Origin of the sequence: Streptomyces sp. NPDC048018 (assembly GCF_043202995.1) — a bacterium.
Classification (GTDB): Bacteria; Actinomycetota; Actinomycetes; order Streptomycetales; family Streptomycetaceae; genus Streptomyces.
Map to the genome: position 1 here is coordinate 511,734 of NZ_JBIDBK010000002.1, position 19,822 is coordinate 531,555.

At 73.9% G+C, this 19,822-nt stretch carries 20 protein-coding genes; 13 read left to right on the forward strand and 7 right to left on the reverse strand.

The genetic code is table 11. From position 1 onward, the window contains the following. Nucleotides 1-168: 168 nt before the first annotated feature. On the forward strand, nt 169-1,170 hold the full coding sequence (locus ACGF1Z_RS08145; protein WP_393001224.1) for an ATP-binding cassette domain-containing protein: 1,002 nt from the start codon (nt 169-171) through the stop codon (nt 1,168-1,170). Further along, a complete protein-coding gene (locus tag ACGF1Z_RS08150; protein ID WP_393001226.1) occupies nt 1,167-2,027 on the forward strand; it encodes an ABC transporter permease in 861 nt (286 codons plus the stop codon). Before ACGF1Z_RS08145 ends, ACGF1Z_RS08150 begins: the two co-directional genes overlap by 4 nt. Before the next feature lie 28 nt (nt 2,028-2,055). Here ACGF1Z_RS08150 and ACGF1Z_RS08155 read toward each other — a convergent pair whose 3' ends face one another. Further along, nucleotides 2,056-5,373, reverse strand: a complete 3,318-nt coding sequence (locus ACGF1Z_RS08155) for a BTAD domain-containing putative transcriptional regulator (RefSeq protein WP_393001228.1) — start codon at nt 5,371-5,373, stop codon at nt 2,056-2,058. Between the two features lie 238 nt (nt 5,374-5,611). Between ACGF1Z_RS08155 and ACGF1Z_RS08160 the strand changes: the two genes are divergently transcribed. Continuing rightward, complete coding sequence (locus tag ACGF1Z_RS08160; protein ID WP_393001230.1) at nt 5,612-6,409, forward strand: site-2 protease family protein; 798 nt, start codon at nt 5,612-5,614, stop codon at nt 6,407-6,409. 16 nt (nt 6,410-6,425) lie between these two features. On the opposite strand, the gene ACGF1Z_RS08165 is transcribed toward ACGF1Z_RS08160, so the two are convergent. After that, complete coding sequence (locus ACGF1Z_RS08165) at nt 6,426-6,605, reverse strand: hypothetical protein (RefSeq protein ID WP_393001232.1); 180 nt, start codon at nt 6,603-6,605, stop codon at nt 6,426-6,428. A gap of 92 nt (nt 6,606-6,697) precedes the next feature. Beyond that, nucleotides 6,698-7,396 (reverse strand): NADPH-dependent F420 reductase, encoded by a 699-nt coding sequence (npdG, locus tag ACGF1Z_RS08170; protein ID WP_393001234.1) that lies wholly within the window; start codon nt 7,394-7,396, stop codon nt 6,698-6,700. A gap of 100 nt (nt 7,397-7,496) precedes the next feature. Here npdG and ACGF1Z_RS08175 point away from each other — a divergent pair, with 100 nt between their 5' ends. Both ACGF1Z_RS08175 and ACGF1Z_RS08180 read left to right on the forward strand, forming a co-directional pair. Next, nucleotides 7,497-8,102, forward strand: coding sequence for a hypothetical protein (locus ACGF1Z_RS08175; RefSeq protein ID WP_393001236.1), 606 nt, complete (start codon nt 7,497-7,499; stop codon nt 8,100-8,102). Nucleotides 8,103-8,268: 166 nt separating this feature from the next. Beyond that, on the forward strand, nt 8,269-9,582 hold the full coding sequence (locus ACGF1Z_RS08180; protein ID WP_393001238.1) for an MFS transporter: 1,314 nt from the start codon (nt 8,269-8,271) through the stop codon (nt 9,580-9,582). Here the strand turns inward: ACGF1Z_RS08180 and ACGF1Z_RS08185 are convergent. Further along, nucleotides 9,562-10,005, reverse strand: coding sequence for a plastocyanin/azurin family copper-binding protein (locus ACGF1Z_RS08185; RefSeq protein WP_393001240.1), 444 nt, complete (start codon nt 10,003-10,005; stop codon nt 9,562-9,564). The genes ACGF1Z_RS08180 and ACGF1Z_RS08185 overlap by 21 nt on opposite strands. A 152-nt stretch (nt 10,006-10,157) precedes the next feature. Here ACGF1Z_RS08185 and ACGF1Z_RS08190 point away from each other — a divergent pair, with 152 nt between their 5' ends. Both ACGF1Z_RS08190 and ACGF1Z_RS08195 read left to right on the forward strand, forming a co-directional pair. Next, complete coding sequence (locus ACGF1Z_RS08190) at nt 10,158-10,754, forward strand: RNA polymerase sigma factor (RefSeq protein WP_393001242.1); 597 nt, start codon at nt 10,158-10,160, stop codon at nt 10,752-10,754. Beyond that, nucleotides 10,751-11,494, forward strand: a complete 744-nt coding sequence (locus tag ACGF1Z_RS08195; protein WP_393001244.1) for a hypothetical protein — start codon at nt 10,751-10,753, stop codon at nt 11,492-11,494. The genes ACGF1Z_RS08190 and ACGF1Z_RS08195 overlap by 4 nt, the downstream gene beginning before the upstream one ends. Before the next feature lie 142 nt (nt 11,495-11,636). Here the strand turns inward: ACGF1Z_RS08195 and ACGF1Z_RS08200 are convergent, their stop codons facing one another. Next, on the reverse strand, nt 11,637-11,867 hold the full coding sequence (locus tag ACGF1Z_RS08200) for a hypothetical protein (protein WP_393001246.1): 231 nt from the start codon (nt 11,865-11,867) through the stop codon (nt 11,637-11,639). Between the two features lie 58 nt (nt 11,868-11,925). Between ACGF1Z_RS08200 and map the strand changes: the two genes are divergently transcribed. Both map and ACGF1Z_RS08210 read left to right on the forward strand, forming a co-directional pair. Then, nucleotides 11,926-12,783, forward strand: a complete 858-nt coding sequence (gene map / locus ACGF1Z_RS08205) for a type I methionyl aminopeptidase (RefSeq protein WP_393001248.1) — start codon at nt 11,926-11,928, stop codon at nt 12,781-12,783. Between the two features lie 123 nt (nt 12,784-12,906). Beyond that, nucleotides 12,907-13,560, forward strand: coding sequence for a heme oxygenase (biliverdin-producing) (locus ACGF1Z_RS08210; RefSeq protein WP_393001250.1), 654 nt, complete (start codon nt 12,907-12,909; stop codon nt 13,558-13,560). A 23-nt stretch (nt 13,561-13,583) separates the two neighbouring features. Here ACGF1Z_RS08210 and ACGF1Z_RS08215 read toward each other — a convergent pair whose 3' ends face one another. After that, complete coding sequence (locus ACGF1Z_RS08215) at nt 13,584-14,246, reverse strand: PhzF family phenazine biosynthesis protein (RefSeq protein WP_393001252.1); 663 nt, start codon at nt 14,244-14,246, stop codon at nt 13,584-13,586. Continuing rightward, nucleotides 14,233-15,072: a hypothetical protein gene (locus tag ACGF1Z_RS08220; protein WP_393001254.1), complete on the reverse strand. Its 840-nt coding sequence runs from the start codon at nt 15,070-15,072 to the stop codon at nt 14,233-14,235. The genes ACGF1Z_RS08215 and ACGF1Z_RS08220 overlap by 14 nt, the downstream gene beginning before the upstream one ends. Before the next feature lie 392 nt (nt 15,073-15,464). Here ACGF1Z_RS08220 and efeO point away from each other — a divergent pair, with 392 nt between their 5' ends. From efeO to ACGF1Z_RS08240, 4 genes are read left to right on the forward strand one after another with little or no spacing between them, the layout of a single operon-like run. Continuing rightward, nucleotides 15,465-16,622: an iron uptake system protein EfeO gene (gene efeO / locus ACGF1Z_RS08225; RefSeq protein ID WP_393001256.1), complete on the forward strand. Its 1,158-nt coding sequence runs from the start codon at nt 15,465-15,467 to the stop codon at nt 16,620-16,622. A 13-nt stretch (nt 16,623-16,635) separates the two neighbouring features. Then, nucleotides 16,636-17,907 carry an iron uptake transporter deferrochelatase/peroxidase subunit gene (efeB, locus tag ACGF1Z_RS08230; RefSeq protein WP_393001258.1) on the forward strand — a complete coding sequence of 424 codons (1,272 nt, stop codon included), beginning with the start codon at nt 16,636-16,638 and terminating at the stop codon, nt 17,905-17,907. Between the two features lie 34 nt (nt 17,908-17,941). Beyond that, on the forward strand, nt 17,942-18,820 hold the full coding sequence (efeU, locus tag ACGF1Z_RS08235; protein WP_393001260.1) for an iron uptake transporter permease EfeU: 879 nt from the start codon (nt 17,942-17,944) through the stop codon (nt 18,818-18,820). Continuing rightward, a complete protein-coding gene (locus ACGF1Z_RS08240) occupies nt 18,780-19,790 on the forward strand; it encodes a hypothetical protein (RefSeq protein WP_393001262.1) in 1,011 nt (336 codons plus the stop codon). The genes efeU and ACGF1Z_RS08240 overlap by 41 nt, the downstream gene beginning before the upstream one ends. Nucleotides 19,791-19,822: the final 32 nt, after the last annotated feature.

The window sequence follows — 19,822 nt, forward strand, 5'->3', positions numbered from 1 at the left end:
CACCGACAGCCCGCCGACCGTCCCCCGTCGGCGGGCTGTCGCCGTGCTCCGGCCGCACGAGCCCGCCGGGCGCCGACGTCGCACCGACAGACGCGGCGGACCCCTGCCGCCGCGTGTCGGCGGCCCTGTCGGTCGGCTGTCGGTGCGCTGTCGGTGACGACCGCTTTCATGAGGGACATGACGCGATCACACACCAACGCCGTCGAGGTACGGGGCCTCGTGAAGCACTTCGGCGAGACGAAAGCGGTCGACGGCGTCGACCTGGACGTCCGCGAGGGCACCGTCCTCGGCGTGCTCGGCCCCAACGGAGCCGGCAAGACCACCCTCGTCCGCTGCCTGTCCACCCTCATCGTCCCGGACGCCGGGACCGCCACCGTCGCCGGCTACGACGTGGTGCGCCAGCCCCGGCAGCTGCGCCGCACCATCGGTCTCACCGGCCAGTACGCCTCCGTCGACGAGAAGCTGTCCGGCCGGGAGAACCTGTACATGATCGGGCGGCTGCTCGACCTCTCCCGCAAGGACGCCCGCCGCCGCGCCGACGAGATGCTGGAGCGCTTCTCCCTCACCGAGGCCGCCAAGCGCCCCGCGATGAACTACTCCGGCGGCATGCGGCGCCGCCTCGACCTGGCCGCCTCGATGATCGGGCAGCCCGCCGTGCTCTACCTGGACGAGCCCACCACCGGCCTCGACCCGCGCACCCGCAACGAGGTGTGGGACGAGGTGCAGCGGATGGTCGCCGAGGGCGCGACCGTGCTCCTCACCACCCAGTACATGGAGGAGGCGGAGCAGCTCGCGAACGAGCTCACCGTCATCGACCGCGGCCGCGTCATCGCCAAGGGCGGCGTCGACGAGCTCAAGGCCCGCGTCGGCGGCCGCACCCTGCAGGTCCGCCCGGCCGACCCGGCCGACCTGCCCGCCATGGCCACCGCGCTGCGCGAGGCCGGCCTCGACGGGATCTCCGGCGTCACCGCCGTGCCCGACGAGAGCCTGCTGTACGTGCCGATCCTCAGCGACGAGCAGCTGACCGCCGTCGTGGGGCTCTTCGGCGCCCGTGGCTTCGGCATCGCCCACATCGGCACCCATCTGCCGAGCCTCGACGAGGTGTTCCTCGCCATCACCGGCGAGAAGACGCCCGTTTCCGACGCGATCACCGAGGAGGTCGCCGCATGAGCACCACCACCCTCCCCCAGACCCCCGTCGACGCCCCCGGCGGCACCCCGGCGAAGCGGGCCGCCTCCGGCGCGGCCGACGGCCGGATCGGCCTGCGGGCCAACCTGCGCCACATCGGCGCCCTCGCCCGGCGCAACGCGCTCCAGATCAAGCAGGACCCGGAGTCGATGTTCGACGCCGTCCTGATGCCGGTCATCTTCGTGCTGCTCTTCGTGTACGTCTTCGGCGGCGCGATCTCCGGCAAGGGCAACAACGACCAGTACGTCAACTACGTCGTGCCCGGCCTGATGGCGATGATGGGCATGAACATCGCGATGGGCGTCGGCACCGGCATCAACGACGACTTCAAGAAGGGCGTCATGGACCGGTTCCGGACCATGCCGATCGCCCGCTCCTCGGTCCTCATCGCGAAGATCGTCGTCGAGATCGGCCGCATGCTGATCGCCACCGCGATCCTGCTCGGCATGGGCTTCCTGCTCGGCCTGGAGATCCACACCACGGTCCTCCACCTGTTCGCCGCGATCGGGCTGTCGATGGTCTTCGGCGCCGCCCTGATGTGGATCTTCATCCTGCTCGGTCTCACCATGAAGACGGCCCAGGCCGTCCAGGGGATGGCCATGCTCGTCCTGATGCCGCTGCAGTTCGGCTCGTCCATCTTCGCCCCGCCGACCACGATGCCCGGCTGGCTGCAGTCCTTCACCGACTACAACCCGCTGTCCAACCTCGCGGACGCCGCCCGCAACCTGATCAACGGCGGCCCCGTCGCCCACTCGGTGTGGATGACCCTCGCCTGGGCGGCCGGCATCACCGTCCTCACCGCGCCCCTCGCGGTCGCCAAGTTCCGCAAGAAGACCTGACGCACCGGGGCACAGGACTCGGCGCGCCTCAGATCGCGTCGGCGCGTTCGAGCAGGGCGGCGGCCTCCTCCAGGGAGAGGCCGTCGCCCTCGGCGTACGCCGCCTCGAAGACGGCCTCGTCGCCGAGCGCGGACCGGGCGAGTTCGGTCGCCCGGCGCCGGTTCTCCTGCTCCATGGGCGAGGGCAGATGGGCCGGCGGGATCAGTGCCTCGTACGCGCCGAGCAGGGTCGCGGCGCACCGCGCCGACGCCCCGCCGAGACCGGCGAGGGACCACGCGGCGGTGATCAGGTGGATCGCCGGCATCTGCGGGGCCACCATCAGCGACAGCGCGCCCAGCGAGCGCTCGTACGCGCGGCGGGACAGCGCGAACCCCGAGGCGTAGCGCCCGTCGAGGTTGTCCACCCAGCCCAGGCTGCCGAGGGTGAAGCCCTCGAAGATGGAGAAGGTCTCGGCCTTGAAGTCGTCGAGCAGCCGCAGCAGGTGCTCGCGCGCCTCGGCCGTGCGGCCGGTGCGCGCGAGCAGGATCGCGAGGAAGATCCGGGCCGCCAGCATCGGCTCGTGGCCACGGCCGTGTTCGCCCTCCACCACCTCCCGCAGGATCCGCTCGCCCTCCTCCCGCCGCCCGGTCTCGATCAGCATGTCCGCGTACCGGGCGCGCAGCAGCGCCATCTGCGCCTGGGCGCCGATGCGCTGCGCGTAGGCGATGGCGGCGGCGAAGTCCTCGGCGGCGCCCTCGAACTCCAGCCGGCGCTCCCGGGCCTCGGCGCGCGAGGACAGCGCCTCGGCCGCGCCCCACGCGTCGTCGAGGCGCACGAAGATCTCCAGGCTCTCCTCGGCGTCGGCGCCCGCTTTCAGGGCCAGGTCGGCGCGGTTGGCCAGGAGGTTGGCGCGCAACTGGAGGGCGTTGGCGAGCTCCCAGTCGTAGCCGTGGCGGCGGCAGGCGTCGACGTGGGCGTCGAGGGCCGCCTGCATGCGGCCGGCCTCACCGATGAGGAGCACCGCGAAGACGGCGAAGGAGCCCGGCACGCGGCAGGTCTGCGGCAGCCCCGGCGAGTAGACGCCGGTGATCAGCTTCAGCCGCTCGATCCCCTCCGGGGTGGTCCACCGGCCGGTCTCGTGGTCCATGTTCATCAGCTCGACCAGCCGCACCCCGCGCCGGGCCTCCCACAGCTGCTCCTCCGAGAGCGGCGGGGGCGCGGCCGTGCACGGCTCCTCCAGCGGTACGACCGGGGCGGGCGGCGAGCCGAAGGGGTCGGGTCCGAGCGCGGCGACGGCCTCGGACCAGTGCAGGGCGTCGACGCGCAGGTCGCGCATGTTCCAGTACCAGAGCAGCGAGTGCACCAGGACCAGTGCCTCGTGCTCGTCCCGCGCGGCCACGGCCCGGCGCAGCGCGGTCCGCAGGTTCCCGTACTCGGCCCCGAAGCGCGCGACGGCGGCGACCTGGCGGCCGGTGCGGAGTTCGGGGTCGGTGTGCCGCGCGAGCTCCCGGTAGTACGTCAGATGGCGCCGCTCGGCCGCCTCCCGGTCCCCCGCCTCGTCCAGACGCTCCGCCGCGTACTCCGCCACCGTCTCCAGAAGGCGGTACCGCATCCCCGCCTCCGACTCCGCCGCCACCACCAACGACTTGTCCACCAGCGAACCGAGCAGCGACAGCACATCCCCCGCATCCGCACCGGCGTCGAAGCCGGCCCCCGCGCCGGCGGCGGGACCCGGCGCCCCGCCCCCGCACACCGCCTCCGCCGCCTCCAGATCACACCCACCCGTGAACACCGCCAGCCTGCGCAGCACCGCCCGCTCCGCCCCGTCCAACAGGTCCCACGACCAGTCCACCACCGCACGCAGCGTCTGCTGCCGCGGCAACACCGTCCGCGCCCCCGACGTCAGCAACCGGAAACGGTCGTCCAACCGCTCCGCGATCTGCCGCACCCCCAGCATCCGCAACCGGGCCGCCGCCAGCTCGATCGCCAGCGGCAGACCGTCCAGCCGCCGCACGATCTCCGCCGCCGCCTCCGCGTCCTCCGCCACGTCGAAACCCGGCCGCGCCGCCGCCCCCCGCTCACCGAACAGCCGCACCGCCGTCGCCCACGGCAACGGACCCAGCGGCCGCACCACCTCCCCCGGCACCCCCAACGGCTCACGACTCGTCGCCAGCACCGTCACCCCCGGACACCGCGCCAGCAACACCTCCACCAACTCCGCCGCCGCACCCACCACATGCTCACAGTTGTCCAGCAGGACGAGCATGCGGCGGTCCGCGCAGTACTCCAGGAGCCGGCCGGTCGGCTCCTCGCCGAGGCGCAGCTCCTCGGCGCCCGCGCCGAAGAGCACGGTCTCGCGGGCGCCGACCCCGGCGAGCACGGCTTCGGTGACGGCCTCGGGGTCGGTGACGGGGGCGAGTTCGACCAGCCAGACGCCGTCGCGCCACTCGGCGGCGACCCGCTCGGCGGCCTCCTGTGAGAGCCGGGTCTTCCCGGCGCCGCCGGGGCCGAGCAGGGTGACGAGTCGTGCGGTGCGCAGATCGCCCTGGAGGGCCGCGATGTCGTCCTCGCGGCCGACGAAGCTGGTGAGGCGGGCGCGCAGGTTGCCCACGGGCGGGCGGCCGGCGGGCGGCGGGGCGGCGGCCCGGTCCGGGGTGTCCAGCAACTCGGCGTGCAGGGCGCGCAGTTCCGGGGACGGATCGGCGCCGAGCCGCTCGGCGAGCCCGCGGCGGACGGTCTCGTAGGCGGCGAGCGCCTCGGAGGGCCGGCCCGTGTCGCGCAGGGCGCGGATGCGCAGGGCCTGCAGCGGCTCGTCCAGCGGGTGCTCCGCGCACAGGGCGGCGAGCTCGGGCAGCGCGGCGGTGGCCTCGCCGAGGGCGAGCGCGGCGGTCAGCCTGGCCCGGCGGGCGTCGACCCGGCGGGCCTCCCAGCGGGCGGCCTCGGCGGCGCGGTCGGGAAGGTCGGCGAGCGCCGGTCCCTTCCACAGGGCGAGGGCCTCGTCGAGCAGCTCGGCGGCCGGGCGGGGGCGGCCGGCGTCCAGCTCGCGCACGCCGTCGGCGGTGAGGCGGACGAAGCGGTGGGCGTCGACGTCCTCGGGGGTGGCGTCGAGGCGGTAGCCGCCGTCGACGGAGACCACGCGCTCGTGGCCGAGCGCCCGGCGCAGCCGGCCCACGAGCGCCTGCAGCGCGGCGACCGCGTCGGCGGGCGGGTCGGCCGCCCACACCTCGTCGACCAGCACCCCGACGGGCACGCCGCGTCCGGCCCGCAGCGCGAGCACGGTGAGCAGCGCGCGGACGCGGGGGCCGCCGACGGCGACGCTGCCTTCTGACGTGTGGGCCCGGGTGGGGCCGAGGACGGAATAGCGCACGGGGCCATTCTCCGCGAGACGCATGCCCCGGACCCACGGGGTTCGGCCCCGCCGCGCGCCGCGGGGCGAGGTCCTGGTGCCGGACGGGACGGCCGCGCCGGGGAGGAGGACGGGGCGGGCCGCGCTCGGGGGCGTGGTGGGGGCCCGGGGGCGGAACCCGGACCGGGGGCCGGTACGTTTCCCGGGCACGGCACACCGCCGTACCGCACCCTCACGCGCGCCTTCCGGGAGTCCATCCATGGCCACGACCACGCATCGTCACGACGAGCGGCGGATCAGCCCCGTCTTCCTGGCGATCCTCGCGGTCATGGCCGTCACCGGCTGGGCCGTGTGGAGCGACTTCGCGGCGCTGCCGGGGCTGGCGGTGTTCCTGTTCGTGACCTCGGCGTGGGTCGTGTCGCTCTGTCTGCACGAGTACGCGCACGCCCGCACCGCCCTGCACGGCGGGGACATCACCGTCGGGGCCCGCGGCTATCTGACCCTCAACCCGCTCGCGTACACCCACGCCGTGCTGAGCATCGTCCTGCCCGTGCTCTTCGTGATCATGGGCGGCATCGGTCTGCCGGGCGGTGCGGTGTTCATCGACCGGAACAGGGTCCACGGCCGCTGGAAGCACAGCCTCATCTCCGCCGCCGGACCGCTCGCGAACGTCCTGTTCGCCGTCGTGTGCACCGCGCCGTTCTGGCTCGGCGCGCTCGACGGGGTGCCCCTCGCGTTCCAGTACGCGCTGGCGTTCCTGGCGTTCCTCCAGGTGACGGCGGCGCTGCTGAACCTGCTGCCGGTTCCGGGCCTGGACGGCTACGGCGTGGTCGAGCCCTGGCTGTCGTACGGCATCAAGCGGCAGATCGAGCCGTTCGCGCCCTACGGCTTCTTCGTGGTGATCGCGCTGCTCTTCGTCCCGGCGGTCAACGGCGCCTTCTTCGACGGGATCGACGCCCTGCTGCGGGCGCTCGACGTGCCGGAGCTGTCCCGCTACTGCGGCTCGAACCTCTTCCGGTTCTGGGAGGACACGCCGGAGTTCTGCCAGGTCGCCTGAGGGGCGGCCGCGGAGTTCAGCCCTGGCTCCCGGCCGTCGTCCTGGCCCGCTTGATGGAGAACCACGCCATGTTCGAGGACAGGCCGGCGAGCAGCACCCACACGATGCCGATCAGGCTGCCCCGGGCGAAGGAGAGGACGGCCGCGGCGACGGCGAGCGCGCAGACGACCAGGGCGTAGAGGGCGAGGCGGGGCATGGGGTCGGCTCCTGTCCGGGTACGGCGGGTGGTGCCCGTCCAGTGTCCCCCATGCCCCGGTCCGCGCCGGTACCGGCTCGGGTCGGACCGACTCAGACGTCCGTGACGCGCAGGCCCGCGTGGGCCTTGTAGCGGCGGTTCACCGAGATCAGGTTCGCGACCAGCGACTCGACCTGGTGGGCGTTGCGCAGCCGGCCGGCGAAGACTCCGCGCATGCCGGGGATGCGTCCGGCCAGGGCCTGGACGAGCTCGACGTCGGCCCGGACCTCGCCCAGGACCATCACGTCGGTGTCGATCTCGTCGATCGACGCGTCCTGGAGCAGCACCGCCGACAGGTGGTGGAAGGCGGCCGTGACCCGCGAGTCCGGCAGCAGCGACGCGGCCTGCTCGGCGGCGGAGCCCTCCTCCGGCTTGAGCGCGTAGGCGCCCTTCTTGTCGAAGCCGAGCGGGTTCACGCAGTCCACCACGAGCTTGCCGGCGAGCTCCTCGCGCAGCGACTCCAGCGTCTTGGCGTGCCCGTCCCACGGCACGGCCACGATGACGATGTCGCTGCGCCGCGCGCACTCGGCGTTGTCGGCGCCCTCGACGCCGAGGCCGAGCTCGTCGGCGGCGGTCCGGGCGCGGTCGGCGGCGCGCGAGCCGATGATCACCTTCTGGCCGGCCTTGGCGAGCCGGTAGGCGAGGCCACGGCCCTGGTCGCCGGTGCCGCCGAGGACACCGACGACGAGGCCGGAGACGTCCGGGAGGTCCCAGGGGTCCTTGGGGGCGGGTGCAGTGGTGGAGGAAGTCATGGCCTCGACATTACTGGCCGGTCGCCCCGGCCGGACCCGTCCGGGTGAGTCCGCCCCGAACACCCACCCGTGCGGCCCGGTCTCCGGCACCATGCGGCCCATGGACGCCGTACGTGTCGCACTGCTGCGCGAGGTACTGGCCGGGACCGAGTGGCCGGCCGCCGCCCGCCGGTTCGCCGGCGCGCTGCGGTCCTCCGTCGTCTCCCACGGGGGCGGGCTGCTCCTCGTCGGCACCGCGGAGTACGAGCCGTGGCACCTGGCCGCGCACCTCGTCGACGAGTCCGCCTGGTCGGGCCGTCCCGAGCTGGCCCCGACGCTCGTCCGTCACCGGGTGCGGCCCGGCGACCCGGCGCACCTGGCGGTCGGGCTCGGGCGGATCCGGTCGGCGGGGCGCGGCTCGACGCTGCTGATGGTCGCGCCGTCGCGGCCGGACGAGGGCCTGCTCGAACGCGTCCACGACGCGCGCCGGGCCGGGGCGACGGTGCTGTCCCTGGACGGCGGCGACACGGAACTGCTCGGCCTGGCGCACGAGACGCTGACGGTGGCGGCGGACGCGGGGGTGGACCTGGACACCGTGCAGCACCTGGTGAGCGCGGCCACCGGCGAGAACTGTCCGCCGCCCGTCCCGCGCGGCCGCCTGCGCTTCCGCGACCGCCTCTCGCGTCTCGCGGACCAGCTGACGGCCCCGCCGCCGGAGCAATGGTGAGACCCGCGCCGGCGCGCCGCCCCGACCGGTGGCGCGGGCTCCGCCCGACGACGGCGGGGAGGGGTCCGGGGCGGAGCGGCGAGGCCGCCGCACCGCCCGGGCCGCCTCCCGGGCCGCCGCCTAAATCGGTTGCCCGGGGCGGGCGCCGCGCCGAGCATGGCCCCTCGTGAAACGCCTCGCCCGTCTGTTCCCCGATCTCGCCCCCTGGCGCTCCTCCCGTGACTTCCGGCTGCTCTGGGTGCAGGGGATCGTCGCGTTCTTCGCGAGCTTCATGGCGCTGATCGCGCTGCCGCTGCAGATCAAGGACCTGACCGGCTCGCCGTTCGCGGTCGGGGCGATGGGCGCCGTGGAGCTGGTGCCGCTGGTGGTGTGCGGGCTGTACGGCGGGGCGCTCGCCGACGCCGTCGACCGGCGGAAGGTGATCGTGGCGACGGAGGCCGGGCTCGGCGTCCTCGCCCTGGTCCTGCTGCTCGACGCGCTGCTGCCGCGGCCGCTGCTGTGGCCGCTGTACGTCGTCGCCGCGGGCGTCTCGGCCCTCGCCGGGCTGCAACGGCCGGCGCTCGACTCGCTGATGGCCCGCATCGTGCCGCACGAGCAGCAGACGGCGGCCGCCGCGCTGAACTCGCTGCGCTGGCAGGTCGGCTCCATCGCCGGGCCCGCGCTCGCGGGCCTGGTCGTCGCCTACGCGGGGCCCGCGCCCGCGTACGCGGTGGCCGTCGCCGGTTTCGCCGTCTCGGTCCTGCTGTGCCGCCGGCTCTCGCCCGCGCCGCCGGCGCACGGCGCGGACCGGCCGTCGCTGCGCGGGATCGTGGAGGGCGCGCGGTACGCGTGGTCGCGGCCGGTGCTGCTCGGTACGTACGCGGTCGACCTCGCGGCGATGTTCTTCGCCTTCCCGAACACGGTCTTCCCGTTCCTCGCCGACGAGCTCGACGCGGACTGGTCGCTCGGCCTGATGTACGCGGCCGGTTCGGTCGGCTCGCTCGTGCTGGGGCTCACCAGCGGCTGGACGTCGAGGGTGCGCCGCCACGGTCTGCTCGTGGTGGCGGGGGCGACGGGCTGGGGCCTGGCCGTCGCCGCCGCGGGCTGGTTCGGGAACATCTGGCTGGTGCTGCTCTGCCTGGCGTTCGCGGGCGCCGGGGACATGCTGAGCGGCCTCGGCCGCGCGACCATCTGGAACCAGACCATCCCGGAGCGGCTGCGGGGGCGGCTCGCGGGCATCGAGGTCCTCTCATACAGCGTCGGCCCGCAGCTCGGTCAGGTCCGCGCGGGCACGATGGCGGGCTGGACGGGCACCCGGGCCGCCGTCTGGTCGGGCGGTGTCGCGTGCGTCGCCTCGGTGGGCCTGCTGTGCCTCGCGCTGCCGAAGCTGCTGGCGTACGACGCCACGACGGACGAGGACGCGCTGGCCCGCAAGGCGCGGCAGGACGCGCCGGCGGCGGCCGGGGGCGGCGAGGACGCGTCAGTAGCCGGTGTTCGGTGACGGGCCGCCGACCGTGATCTGCGTCTTCATGCCCAGGTCCTTGTGCCCGTCGACGGGGCAGGAGAGCGTGTAGGTGCCGGACTTCAGCGTCACGTTCAGGGTGTCGGACTCTCCGGGTCCGAGCGTCGTGGTCCTGTTCTCCCCGCCGGAGCCCTCGATCTCCAGGGCGTGGGTCTGCTGCCCGGTGTTCTTCACCACGAAGTGGTAGGCGCCGGGTTCGAAGCTCTGCCGGGACAGGGTGATGCGGTAGTCGGCGAGGTCCGCGTCGACGCGGGTCGCCGCCGTGGTCGTCGTCGGACTCGGGGGCGGGGTGGTGGTGCCTCCGCCGTTTCCGCCGTCGTCGCCGCAGGCGGCGAGCAGGGCGGTGAGGGCGCCGGCCGCCAGGCCGAGCGCCACGCGGTTCCGGGTTCGTGGCTGCGTCATGGTTCGGTCCTCCGCAGGGGATACGCCGGTGCCGCGGCCGCGGATTGCGGCGGACAATGGGCGCAGGTCCTCCCGCGGGGCAGACGGTCCGGCGGGGACGGCGTCCCGGCGGGGAGGCAATCCCTCCGGGGCCACGGAACGTATCCACGGGTATGCGGAACATGGGCCCGTCTCTGGGGCGGGTACCCGACGAGGCACTGCTCTCCGGTCTGGCCACGGGCGACCCGGAGATCGCGGTGGCCTTCGTGCGCCGCTTCCAGCGCACCGTCTTCGGCGTGGCCGTCGCCGTCGTCGGCGACCCCCAGCTCGCCGAGGACATCGCCCAGCAGACCTTCGAGCGGGCCTGGCGGCACGCCCAGATCTACGACTCGCGGCGCGGCTCCGTACGGACCTGGCTGACCACCATCGCGCACCACCTGGCGATCGACGCGGTACGGGCCAGGCGGGCGAGCCCGGTCGCGCCCGAGGACCTGGACGCGCTGCTCGGGGCCGTGACGGAGACGCCGGAGCGGCGGGCGCTCGCGGAGGAGGGCTCGGAGCGGGTGCGGCGCGCGGTGGCGACGCTGCCGCGGGAGCAGGCGCGGGCGCTGGTGATGGCGGGGATCTACGGGATGACGGCGCGCGAGATCGCCGGGTGCGAGGACATCCCCCTGGGCACGGCCAAGACCCGGATCCGGACCGCGACGATCAAGGTGCGGGCGCTCCTGGCGAACGAGGCGGAGCGGCGCGAGCCGAAGGAGGGGCGGTGAGCGTCGTGGAGTGCGCACGGCTGCGGGACCTCGGCGCCGAGCTGGCACTCGGGGTGCTGCCGGCCCGGGAGCGGGCCGAGGCGGTGGCCCATCTGGACCGCTGCGCGGACTGCCGGGAGTACGTCGGGCAGCTGACCGCGGTGGGGGACGGTCTGCTGGGGCTGTTGCCGGAGGCGGAGCCGCCGGTCGGCTTCGAGTCACGGGTGGCGCGGGTGCTGAATCCGCCGCCGGTCCCGGCGCGGCGGCGGCGCGGGAGGGTGCGGCTCGCCCTGGCGGCGCTGGCGGCGGCGCTCGCCTGCGGCTTCGGCGGGTGGGCGGTCGGCACGACCGTGGAGAGCGCGCCGCCGGCCGTCGAGCGGCCGGCGGGCCTCCTGGAGACGGCGCTGGTCGCGCAGGGGCACCCGGTGGGACGGATCTACGCCCACCCGGGCTCGGGCCGGGGCGCGGGCGGCTGGGTCTACATGTCCGTGGACCTGGCGGGGGCGGGACCCGGGCCGGTCCGCTGTCTCCTCGTGCGGGCCGACGGGTCCGCGGTGCCGGTGGGGTCGTTCCCGCTCCGGGACGGCTACGGGTACTGGGGAGCGCCGGCCGAGGTCGACCCGGCGACGGTGACCGGCGCCCGGCTGCTGGGGCCGGACGGCACGGTGCTGGCCACGGCGCGCTTCCCGGCGCCGGCGGGCGGCGGCCTCGCGGGGCCGGCCGCCGCCCCGGCGCCGTGGGGCCCGCCCTTCGCGGCGTAGGGCCTGGCCTGTCCTGCGGACCGGGCCGGGCCCGGCCCCTCCGGCAGGCGGCGTCACCCGCAGGCGGAGGCGCGTGGCGCGGGCAGCGGGCCCGGCCCGGTCCGCAGGGCGGCGGGCCCCATGCCTCTCCGCAGGGCGGGCCCTATGCCTCGGGGTCGTCCTTTCCGGCCTTGTCGTGCCAGCGCGGGTCGGTGTCCCACTCCAGGTTCCGCTCCTCGGCGGTCTGCATGGCGTGGGTCGCCTCCTCACGGCTGGTGTACGGGCCGAAGCGGTCCTTCGCCGGGCACTCGGGGCCCTCCTCGACCTTCTTGTGCTGCAGGCAGTAGTACCACTCGCCCGGCTTGCCGGCCGTGCGCTTCTTGAACAGGGCCATCCTCGGCTCCTTCCTCCGTCACCATGCTGCCCCAGACGCGGTCGTTAGACTCGCTGACATGTCTGGCCAGTCGCTTCTCGTACCGGGGGAGCTGTCCCCCCACCGTTCCGTTCCGGGGTCCATCCGCCGCCCGGAGTACGTCGGAAAGCCCGCCCCCGCCCCGTACTCCGGCCCGGAGGTGCAGGACTCCGACACCATCGAGCGGATGCGCATCGCCGGCCGCATCGCCGCGCAGGCGATGGAGGAGGCCGCCAAGCACATCGCTCCGGGTGTCACCACGGACGAGCTGGACCGGGTCGCCCACGAGTTCATGTGCGACCACGGGGCCTACCCGTCCACGCTCGGCTACCGCGGCTTCCCCAAGTCGCTGTGCTCCTCCGTCAACGAGGTCATCTGCCACGGCATCCCCGACTCGACCGTCCTCAGGGACGGCGACATCGTGAACCTGGACGTGACCGCGTACATCAACGGCGTCCACGGCGACAACAACGCCACCTACCTGTGCGGCGACGTCGACGAGGAGTCGCGGCTGCTCGTCGAGCGGACCCGGGAGTCGCTGAACCGGGCGATCAAGGCGGTCAAGCCGGGGCGCCAGGTCAACATCATCGGCCGGGTCATCGAGTCGTACGCCAAGCGCTTCGGCTACGGCGTCGTGCGGGACTTCACCGGGCACGGCATCAACTCGTCCTTCCACTCCGGGCTGATCATTCCGCACTACGACTCCCCGCACCACACCACCGTCATCCAGCCGGGCATGACGTTCACGATCGAGCCGATGCTGACGCTGGGCACGCACGAGTACGACATGTGGGACGACGGCTGGACCGTGGTGACCAAGGACCGGAAGCGGACGGCGCAGTTCGAGCACACGCTCGTGGTGACCGAGACCGGCGCGGAGATTCTCACGTTGCCCTGACCCCTCCGAAGGGTAGCGTTTTACCGACAGGACGTCGGGAACCATTGACTTAGGCAAGCCTAAGTCGGCACGATCCGCAGTGGTTCCCGACCCCTACGGCCCCGACTGCCCCGGAGGCATGCCTTGGACACCCCCTTCTCGACGCTCATCCGCACCGCCTCGCACGAGCAGCACACGGAGGCGGAGTCGTCGACGTTCATGAGCGACCTCCTCGGCGGCCGGCTGGCCGTGGACGCCTACGCGCGCTACACGGAGCAGCTCTGGTTCGTGTACCGCGCCCTGGAGGACGGCGCGGAGGCGCTGCGGACCGACCCGGTCGCCGGGCCCTTCATACAGCCGGAACTGTTCCGCACGGCCGCCCTGGAGCAGGACCTCGCGCACCTGCGCGGCCCCGGCTGGCGCGCCGGGCTCACGGCCCTGCCGGCCACCGAGGCCTACGCGGCGCGGGTCGCCGAGTGCGCGCGGGACTGGCCCGCGGGCTATGTCGCCCACCACTACACGCGCTACCTGGGCGACCTGTCGGGCGGTCAGATCATCCGCGACAAGGCCGAGCGCACCTGGGGCTTCACGCGCAAGGGCGACGGCGTGCGGTTCTACGTCTTCGAGGGGATCGCCAACCCGGCCGCCTTCAAGCGGGGGTACCGGGAACTCCTCGACGGCGTGAAGGCGGACGACCTGGAGAAGCAGCGGATCGTCGACGAGTGCAAGCGCGCCTTCGACTTCAACGGGGCGGTGTTCCGGGAGCTGGCGGGCGAGTTCCCGCTCAGCGCCGCCTGACACCGGGGCGGCCGGGCGGGTCCTCAGACGGTCAGGGTCCGCTCCAGCCGGACCCGGCCGCCGAGTTCCACGATGCCGTCGGGGCCGGGAGCGGTGAGCAGCTGCGAGCCCCGGCCCTGGGTGATGTTGAGCGCGCGGCCCAGTTCGGCGGTGAGCAGCAGCGCCGCCGCCCCGGTCGCCTCGTCCTCGTCGATGCCGTCGCCGCGCCCGGGGAACGCGCGCGCCCTGATCCGCCCGGCGGCCTCCTCCTCCCAGGCCCAGGCGTAGATCCACTCCCCCGGCTCGGGCACGGCCAGGTCCTCGACCTCGGCGGCGGACCCGTACTGCCGCAGCGTGCGCGGCGGCGCCCACTCGGCGCGCGCCTCGATCCAGGTGAACTCCCCGTCGCCCCGCACCCACACCTCGCCGGCCGGCGGACAGACGACCTCCAGGTCGAGCAGCCAGGCCGCGCCGACGAGCGGGTGCCCGGCGAAGGGCAGCCGCAGCCCCGGGGTGTAGATGTCGACGATCCCGCGCTCCGGGTCGTCCACGAACACGGTCTCGCTGAAGCCGAGTTCCTTGGCCAGCGCCTGCCGCGCGCCCTCTTCGGGGTAGCCGCGCGTGTCCCGCACGACCCCGAGGGCGTTGCCGTGGCGGCCGTCGCCCGCGCAGAAGACCCGAAGGACGTCGATGTCAGTCGTGTTCATGCCGGAATTCAACCATCCACGCGTCCCACTCGGCGGGACCGCCGGGAATCGGCAGGGCCAGCGTGCGGGCCTCGTCGTAGGGGGCGGCGGCGAGCGCATCGGAGCAGTACCGGGCCGGCGTCTCCCGCGCCGGTCCTCGGCCGGGCGGGAGGGTGTCCGGCCGCCGCTCGAACGCCGCGGCGGTCGCGCCCTGGACGGCGGCCACGGTCTCCTCGTCCTCGCCCCGCGCCAGTACCAGCGCCTCAGGGTCCCGCCCCTCCGCGAGCGCCGCCACCGCCCGGTCGTGCCCGTCGAGCAGGAGCCAGCCGTCGAAGGCCGAGATCCACCACAGCAGGACGGGCGGCAGGACGCCCTCGCGCGCCAGTCGCCGGTACGCCTTGACCCGCGGGGCGTCGGGGGCGGAGAGCCGGCGCAGGGGCAGCACGCCGTTCCAGCCCTCACTCTCTTCGAGGCGGGCCGTGGGCCAGTCATGGACGAAGTCGCCCCGCCAGACGTACGGGGGAAACCCGGACCGTCGGGTGAGCAGCAGACGGTCGGCGTACAGCGGGCCCCGGCCGGAGGCCTCCAGTGCGCTCGCGAACCGGTGGAGCCAGTCGGGACGGCGCCGTGCCTCGGCGGCCCGCAGGGGCGGGAGGGGTGAGCGGTAGCCGGCGCGGCGGTGCACGGTGACGCCCCCGCGGTCCTCGTCGGCTCGCGCGAGGAGGACGGGCCGCTCCCCCTGCCGGACCAGCATCCGGCGGCCGTCGGTCATCTCCGCGCGGAGGGCGGGGAGTCGGTCGGCGTGTCCGGTCAGGACCAGGGCTCCCGGGAGGATCTCTCGGCGCATGCCCCGCACGGTATCCGGGCACGCGGCGGGGCCGCACCGGCGGGCGCCGCGGCCCCGCCCGTGGGCCGGCGGTCGCCCGGGGGCCGGTGGTCGCCCGGGGGCCGGTGGTTCGCCCGGGGGGCGGCGGTCGCCCGGGGGGCGCGGGGGCGCGCGCACCGGTGTCCCGCCCGTCCGGCCGATCCGCCCCCCCCCGAATACGGACAATCCACCCGGCTTTACGATCCCTTGACCTCACCATGAAGACTCCACGAGCCCCCCGTTACCGCACCGTGTCCGCTTCGCCGGGCCTGAGAGCTGAATCACTGGACGGGCGGGTATTGCTGAGGTAAGCCTCGGTTAAGTTAGGTCCGCCTCACCCCGTCCCCGCCGTTCAGCCCCCGAGTGGAGCCCCCATGCGAGCCGTCCGTCTCTCCGTCGTCACCGCCGCCGCCACCGCGGCGACTCTGGCCGCCGTCACGGGCTGCTCCCAGAAAAGCGACTCGAAGGCGGACGACGGCGCGATCCAGGTGATCGCCAAGGACGACTCCTGCGAGGTCTCCAAGAAGGACTTCCCGGCCGGCCACGTGAAGCTGAACGTGGAGAACCGCGGCAGCAAGGTCACCGAGGTCTACGTCCTCTTCCCGGACGACCGGATCGTCACCGAGCGCGAGAACATCGGCCCCGGCACCAAGGCGACCATCACCGCCGAGATCAAGGCCGGTGACTACGCGATCGCCTGCAAGCCCGGCATGAAGGGCGACGGCATCCGCCGGCAGGTCACGGCCACCGGCGCGGGCGCCGCGGCCGCCAAGCGCTCCCCGGAGATGGACGCCGCCGTCGCCGCCTACCGCCAGTACGTCCAGGCGCAGGCCGACGAGACCCTGCCGAAGGTGAAGCTCTTCACCGACGCCGTCCGCGCCGGGAACGTCGAGGCCGCCAAGAAGGCCTACGCCGACTCCCGCATCGGCTGGGAGCGCACCGAGCCGGTCGCCGAGTCCTTCGGCGACATCGACCCGAAGGTCGACGTCCGCGAGGACGGCCTGGAGGCCGGCCAGAACCCGGTGACGGACTGGACCGGCTGGCACCGCCTGGAGAAGGCGCTGTGGCAGGACAAGAAGATCGGCGCCCGCGAGAAGCAGCTCGCCGACCTGCTCGACAAGGACCTCGCCGACTGGCAGAAGCGGGTCGGCAAGGCCGAGATCACCCCGACCTCCATGGCCAACGGCGCCAAGGAGCTCCTGGACGAGGTCGCCTCCGGCAAGGTCACCGGCGAGGAGGAGCGCTACTCCCGCACCGACCTGGTCGACTTCAAGGCCAACGTCGAGGGCGCCCAGAAGTCCTTCGAGCTCCTCAAGCCGGTCGCGCAGAAGAACGACCCCAAGCTGGTCGCCGAGCTCGACAAGCAGTTCGCGGCGCTGAACACCCTGCTGGACAAGTACCGCGCGGACAAGACGAGCTACGTCTTCACCTCGTACGAGAAGGTCGGCAAGGAGCAGCGCAAGGAGCTCTCGGACGGCGTGAATGCGCTGGCCGAGCCGCTCTCCAAGCTCGCCGCCGCCGTCGTGAAGTAAGGGGGACACCACGATGACCACGGACTCCGCGAACACGGACGAGCAGGCCGCGGCCGCTCCCTCCCGCCGTTCCGTCATCGGCTGGGGCGGTGCCGGGCTCGCGCTCGGTGCCGCCGCGGCCGGCGGCGCCGTCGCCCTGACCCGGGGCGGCGACACCGCCGTGCCCGTCGCCGAGACCGGCGCGGCCGTCCCCTTCCACGGCGAGCACCAGGCCGGCATCGCCACCGCCGTCCAGGACCGGCTGCACTTCGCGGCCTTCGACGTGAAGACGAAGGACCGCGCGGAACTGATCCAGCTCCTGAAGGACTGGACCCGGGCCGCCGAGCGCATGACGGCCGGACACGAGGTCGGCGAGGGCGCCTACGGCGGTCTGCCGGAGGCCCCGCCGGACGACACGGGCGAGGCCCTCGGCCTCAAGCCCTCCCGGCTCACCCTCACCATCGGCTTCGGCCCCTCGCTCTTCGACGGCCGCTTCGGTCTGCAGGGCAGGCGGCCCGGGGCCCTGGTGGACCTGCCCAGGTTCCCGGGCGACAACCTGGACCCGGCCCGCAGCGGCGGCGACCTGTGCGTCCAGGCCTGCGCCGACGACCCCCAGGTCGCCGTGCACGCCATCCGCAACCTGGCCCGGATCGGCTTCGGCAAGGTCGCGGTGCGCTGGTCGCAGCTGGGCTTCGGCAAGACGTCCTCGACGACCCCGGACGCGCAGACCCCGCGCAACCTGTTCGGCTTCAAGGACGGCACCCGCAACATCGCGGGCACCGAGACCGACCGCCTGGCCGAGCACGTGTGGGTGTCGGGCAAGGACGCCGAGGGTCCGGCCGCGTGGCTGGCCGGCGGTTCCTACCTGGTCGCCCGGCGCATCCGGATGAACATCGAGACCTGGGACCGCACCCCGCTGGCCGAGCAGGAGGACATCTTCGGCCGCGACAAGAGGGAAGGCGCGCCCGTCGGCAAGGCCAAGGAGCACGACGAGCCGTTCCTGAAGGCGATGAAGCCGGACTCGCACGTGCGCCTGGCGCACCCCGACTCCAACGGCGGGGCCACGATCCTGCGCCGCGGGTACTCGTTCACCGACGGCACGGACGGCCTCGGCCGGCTGGAGGCGGGCCTGTTCTTCCTGGCGTACCAGAAGGACGTCCGCACGGGCTTCATCCCGGTGCAGACCTCGCTGGCCCGTCACGACGCGCTCAACGAGTACACCCAGCACGTCGGTTCGGCGGTCTTCGCCATCCCGCCGGGCGTCCGCGACAAGGACGACTGGTGGGGCCGGGCGCTGTTCGCCTAGCTCGGAAGCCTCGTAACTCCGGAAGGGAACCGACGTGTTCGGGAACTATCTGATCGGCCTGCGTGAGGGACTCGAGGCCAGCCTGGTCGTCTGCATCCTCATCGCGTACCTGGTGAAGACGGGGCGCCGCGACGCCCTGCGGCCGATCTGGATCGGCATCGGCGTCGCGGTCGGGCTCGCGCTCGCCTTCGGCGCCGGACTCGAGTTCGGCTCGCAGGAGCTGACCTTCGAGGCGCAGGAGGCGCTCGGCGGCTCGCTGTCGATCCTGGCCGTGGGTCTGGTGACCTGGATGGTCTTCTGGATGCGCCGGACCGCCCGCCACCTGAAGGCGGAGCTGCACGGCAGGCTGGACGCGGCCCTGCAGATGGGCACCGGCGCGCTGGTCGCGACCGCGTTCCTGGCGGTGGGCCGCGAGGGTCTGGAGACGGCGCTGTTCGTGTGGGCGTCGGTGCGGGCCTCCTCGGACGGCTCCCACGCGCCGCTGGCCGGCGTGGTCCTGGGCCTGCTCACGGCGGTCTTCCTGGGCTGGCTGTTCTACCGGGGCGCCCTGAGGATCAACCTGGCGAAGTTCTTCACCTGGACCGGCGGCATGCTGGTCGTGGTGGCCGCGGGCGTCCTCGCGTACGGCGTGCACGACCTCCAGGAGGCGCGCTTCCTGGGCGGCCTGGAGAACAAGGCCTTCGACATCTCCGAGACGATCGCCCCGGACGGCTGGCTCGGCACCCTCCTGAAGGGCGTCTTCAACTTCCAGCCCGACCCGACGGTCCTTCAGGTCACGGTGTGGGCGCTCTATCTGATCCCCACGCTCGCGATCTTCCTGGCCCCGGTAGGGTCGGGTCCGTCCCAGCGGGTGGAGAAGCAGAAGGCGACCGATGAGAAGGCTGACGCGAACCGGGCGGAAGCGGCCGGCTGACACGCTCCTCGCGGCGGTGACGGCCGCCGGTCTGGCGCTGACCGCGAGCGGCTGTGTGACGGTGCACGGCGAGCGGGAGCTGATTCCCGCGACGAGCCGGGCCGAGGCCGACCAGGCCCTCGAGGACTTCACCGAAGCCTTCAACAAGGCCGACAAGGCCTACGACCCGACGCTCGACGCGGGCCGGGTCACCGGCCCGCTCGGGGAGATCAACCAGGCCGGCCTGAGGTCGCGTCAGGTCAGCAGCCCCGGCGGCAACAAGGACCACCGGCCCCTGAAGCTCACCGACGCCCGGTACGCCATACCCCGGAAGGCCGGCTGGCCGCGCTGGTTCGTCGCGGACACCGACTCCAACCGGGACACCGACCAGGGCCCCGGCGACAACCGCTGGGTCCTGGTCTTCGTGCGCGCGGCCGCCGCGGAGCCGTGGCAGGTCGCCTATCTGTCGATCCTGGCCCCCGGCAAGGTCCCCGCCTTCAAGACCGAGGCCGGGTACGCCGTTCCGGTCGCCGCCGCCACCAAGGACCTCGCGGTCGCACCGGCGGAGCTGGGCGAGCGGTACGTGTCGTTCCTCAGGGACGGGCAGCAGGGGCCGTTCGCCGCCGGGCCGGAGACCACCGAGTGGCGGGCCGAGCGGAAGAAGGCCGCGAACCGGCCCGGGCTCGTCACGCAGTACGTCGACCAGCCGGAGAGCCGCGGGGACTTCGCGCCGCTGGGGCTGGCCACGGAGGACGGCGGCGCCCTGGTCTTCTTCGCCACCCGCTACTTCGAGCGGCAGACGGCCGCGCCGGGCTACCGGCCGAAGGTGGGCCGGGACGTGAAGGCGCTGATGACCGGCGAGGTCAAGGACACGATCACCAAGCGCTGGGTGTCCAGCCAGGCGGTCCTGGTGAAGCCGGCGGGCACGGCGGCCGACGGGGTCGTGGTCCTGGGCCGGGTCCAGGGAGTGACGGCGGCGGAGGGCTCGTAGCGCCGCGGGCCCCGGCCCGGCGGAGGGAACGC

What these genes read in the sequence shown, in the direction of transcription:
- ACGF1Z_RS08145 (WP_393001224.1), top strand. Translation starts at nt 169, where the DNA reads ATGAGGGACATGACGCGATCACACACCAACGCCGTCGAGGTACGGGGC.
- ACGF1Z_RS08150 (WP_393001226.1), top strand. Translation starts at nt 1,167, where the DNA reads ATGAGCACCACCACCCTCCCCCAGACCCCCGTCGACGCCCCCGGCGGC.
- ACGF1Z_RS08160 (WP_393001230.1), top strand. Translation starts at nt 5,612, where the DNA reads ATGGCCACGACCACGCATCGTCACGACGAGCGGCGGATCAGCCCCGTC.
- ACGF1Z_RS08165 (WP_393001232.1), bottom strand. Translation starts at nt 6,605, where the DNA reads ATGCCCCGCCTCGCCCTCTACGCCCTGGTCGTCTGCGCGCTCGCCGTC.
- npdG (WP_393001234.1), bottom strand. Translation starts at nt 7,396, where the DNA reads ATGACTTCCTCCACCACTGCACCCGCCCCCAAGGACCCCTGGGACCTC.
- ACGF1Z_RS08175 (WP_393001236.1), top strand. Translation starts at nt 7,497, where the DNA reads ATGGACGCCGTACGTGTCGCACTGCTGCGCGAGGTACTGGCCGGGACC.
- ACGF1Z_RS08185 (WP_393001240.1), bottom strand. Translation starts at nt 10,005, where the DNA reads ATGACGCAGCCACGAACCCGGAACCGCGTGGCGCTCGGCCTGGCGGCC.
- ACGF1Z_RS08190 (WP_393001242.1), top strand. Translation starts at nt 10,158, where the DNA reads ATGCGGAACATGGGCCCGTCTCTGGGGCGGGTACCCGACGAGGCACTG.
- ACGF1Z_RS08200 (WP_393001246.1), bottom strand. Translation starts at nt 11,867, where the DNA reads ATGGCCCTGTTCAAGAAGCGCACGGCCGGCAAGCCGGGCGAGTGGTAC.
- map (WP_393001248.1), top strand. Translation starts at nt 11,926, where the DNA reads ATGTCTGGCCAGTCGCTTCTCGTACCGGGGGAGCTGTCCCCCCACCGT.
- ACGF1Z_RS08215 (WP_393001252.1), bottom strand. Translation starts at nt 14,246, where the DNA reads ATGAACACGACTGACATCGACGTCCTTCGGGTCTTCTGCGCGGGCGAC.
- ACGF1Z_RS08220 (WP_393001254.1), bottom strand. Translation starts at nt 15,072, where the DNA reads ATGCGCCGAGAGATCCTCCCGGGAGCCCTGGTCCTGACCGGACACGCC.
- efeO (WP_393001256.1), top strand. Translation starts at nt 15,465, where the DNA reads ATGCGAGCCGTCCGTCTCTCCGTCGTCACCGCCGCCGCCACCGCGGCG.
- efeB (WP_393001258.1), top strand. Translation starts at nt 16,636, where the DNA reads ATGACCACGGACTCCGCGAACACGGACGAGCAGGCCGCGGCCGCTCCC.
- ACGF1Z_RS08240 (WP_393001262.1), top strand. Translation starts at nt 18,780, where the DNA reads ATGAGAAGGCTGACGCGAACCGGGCGGAAGCGGCCGGCTGACACGCTC.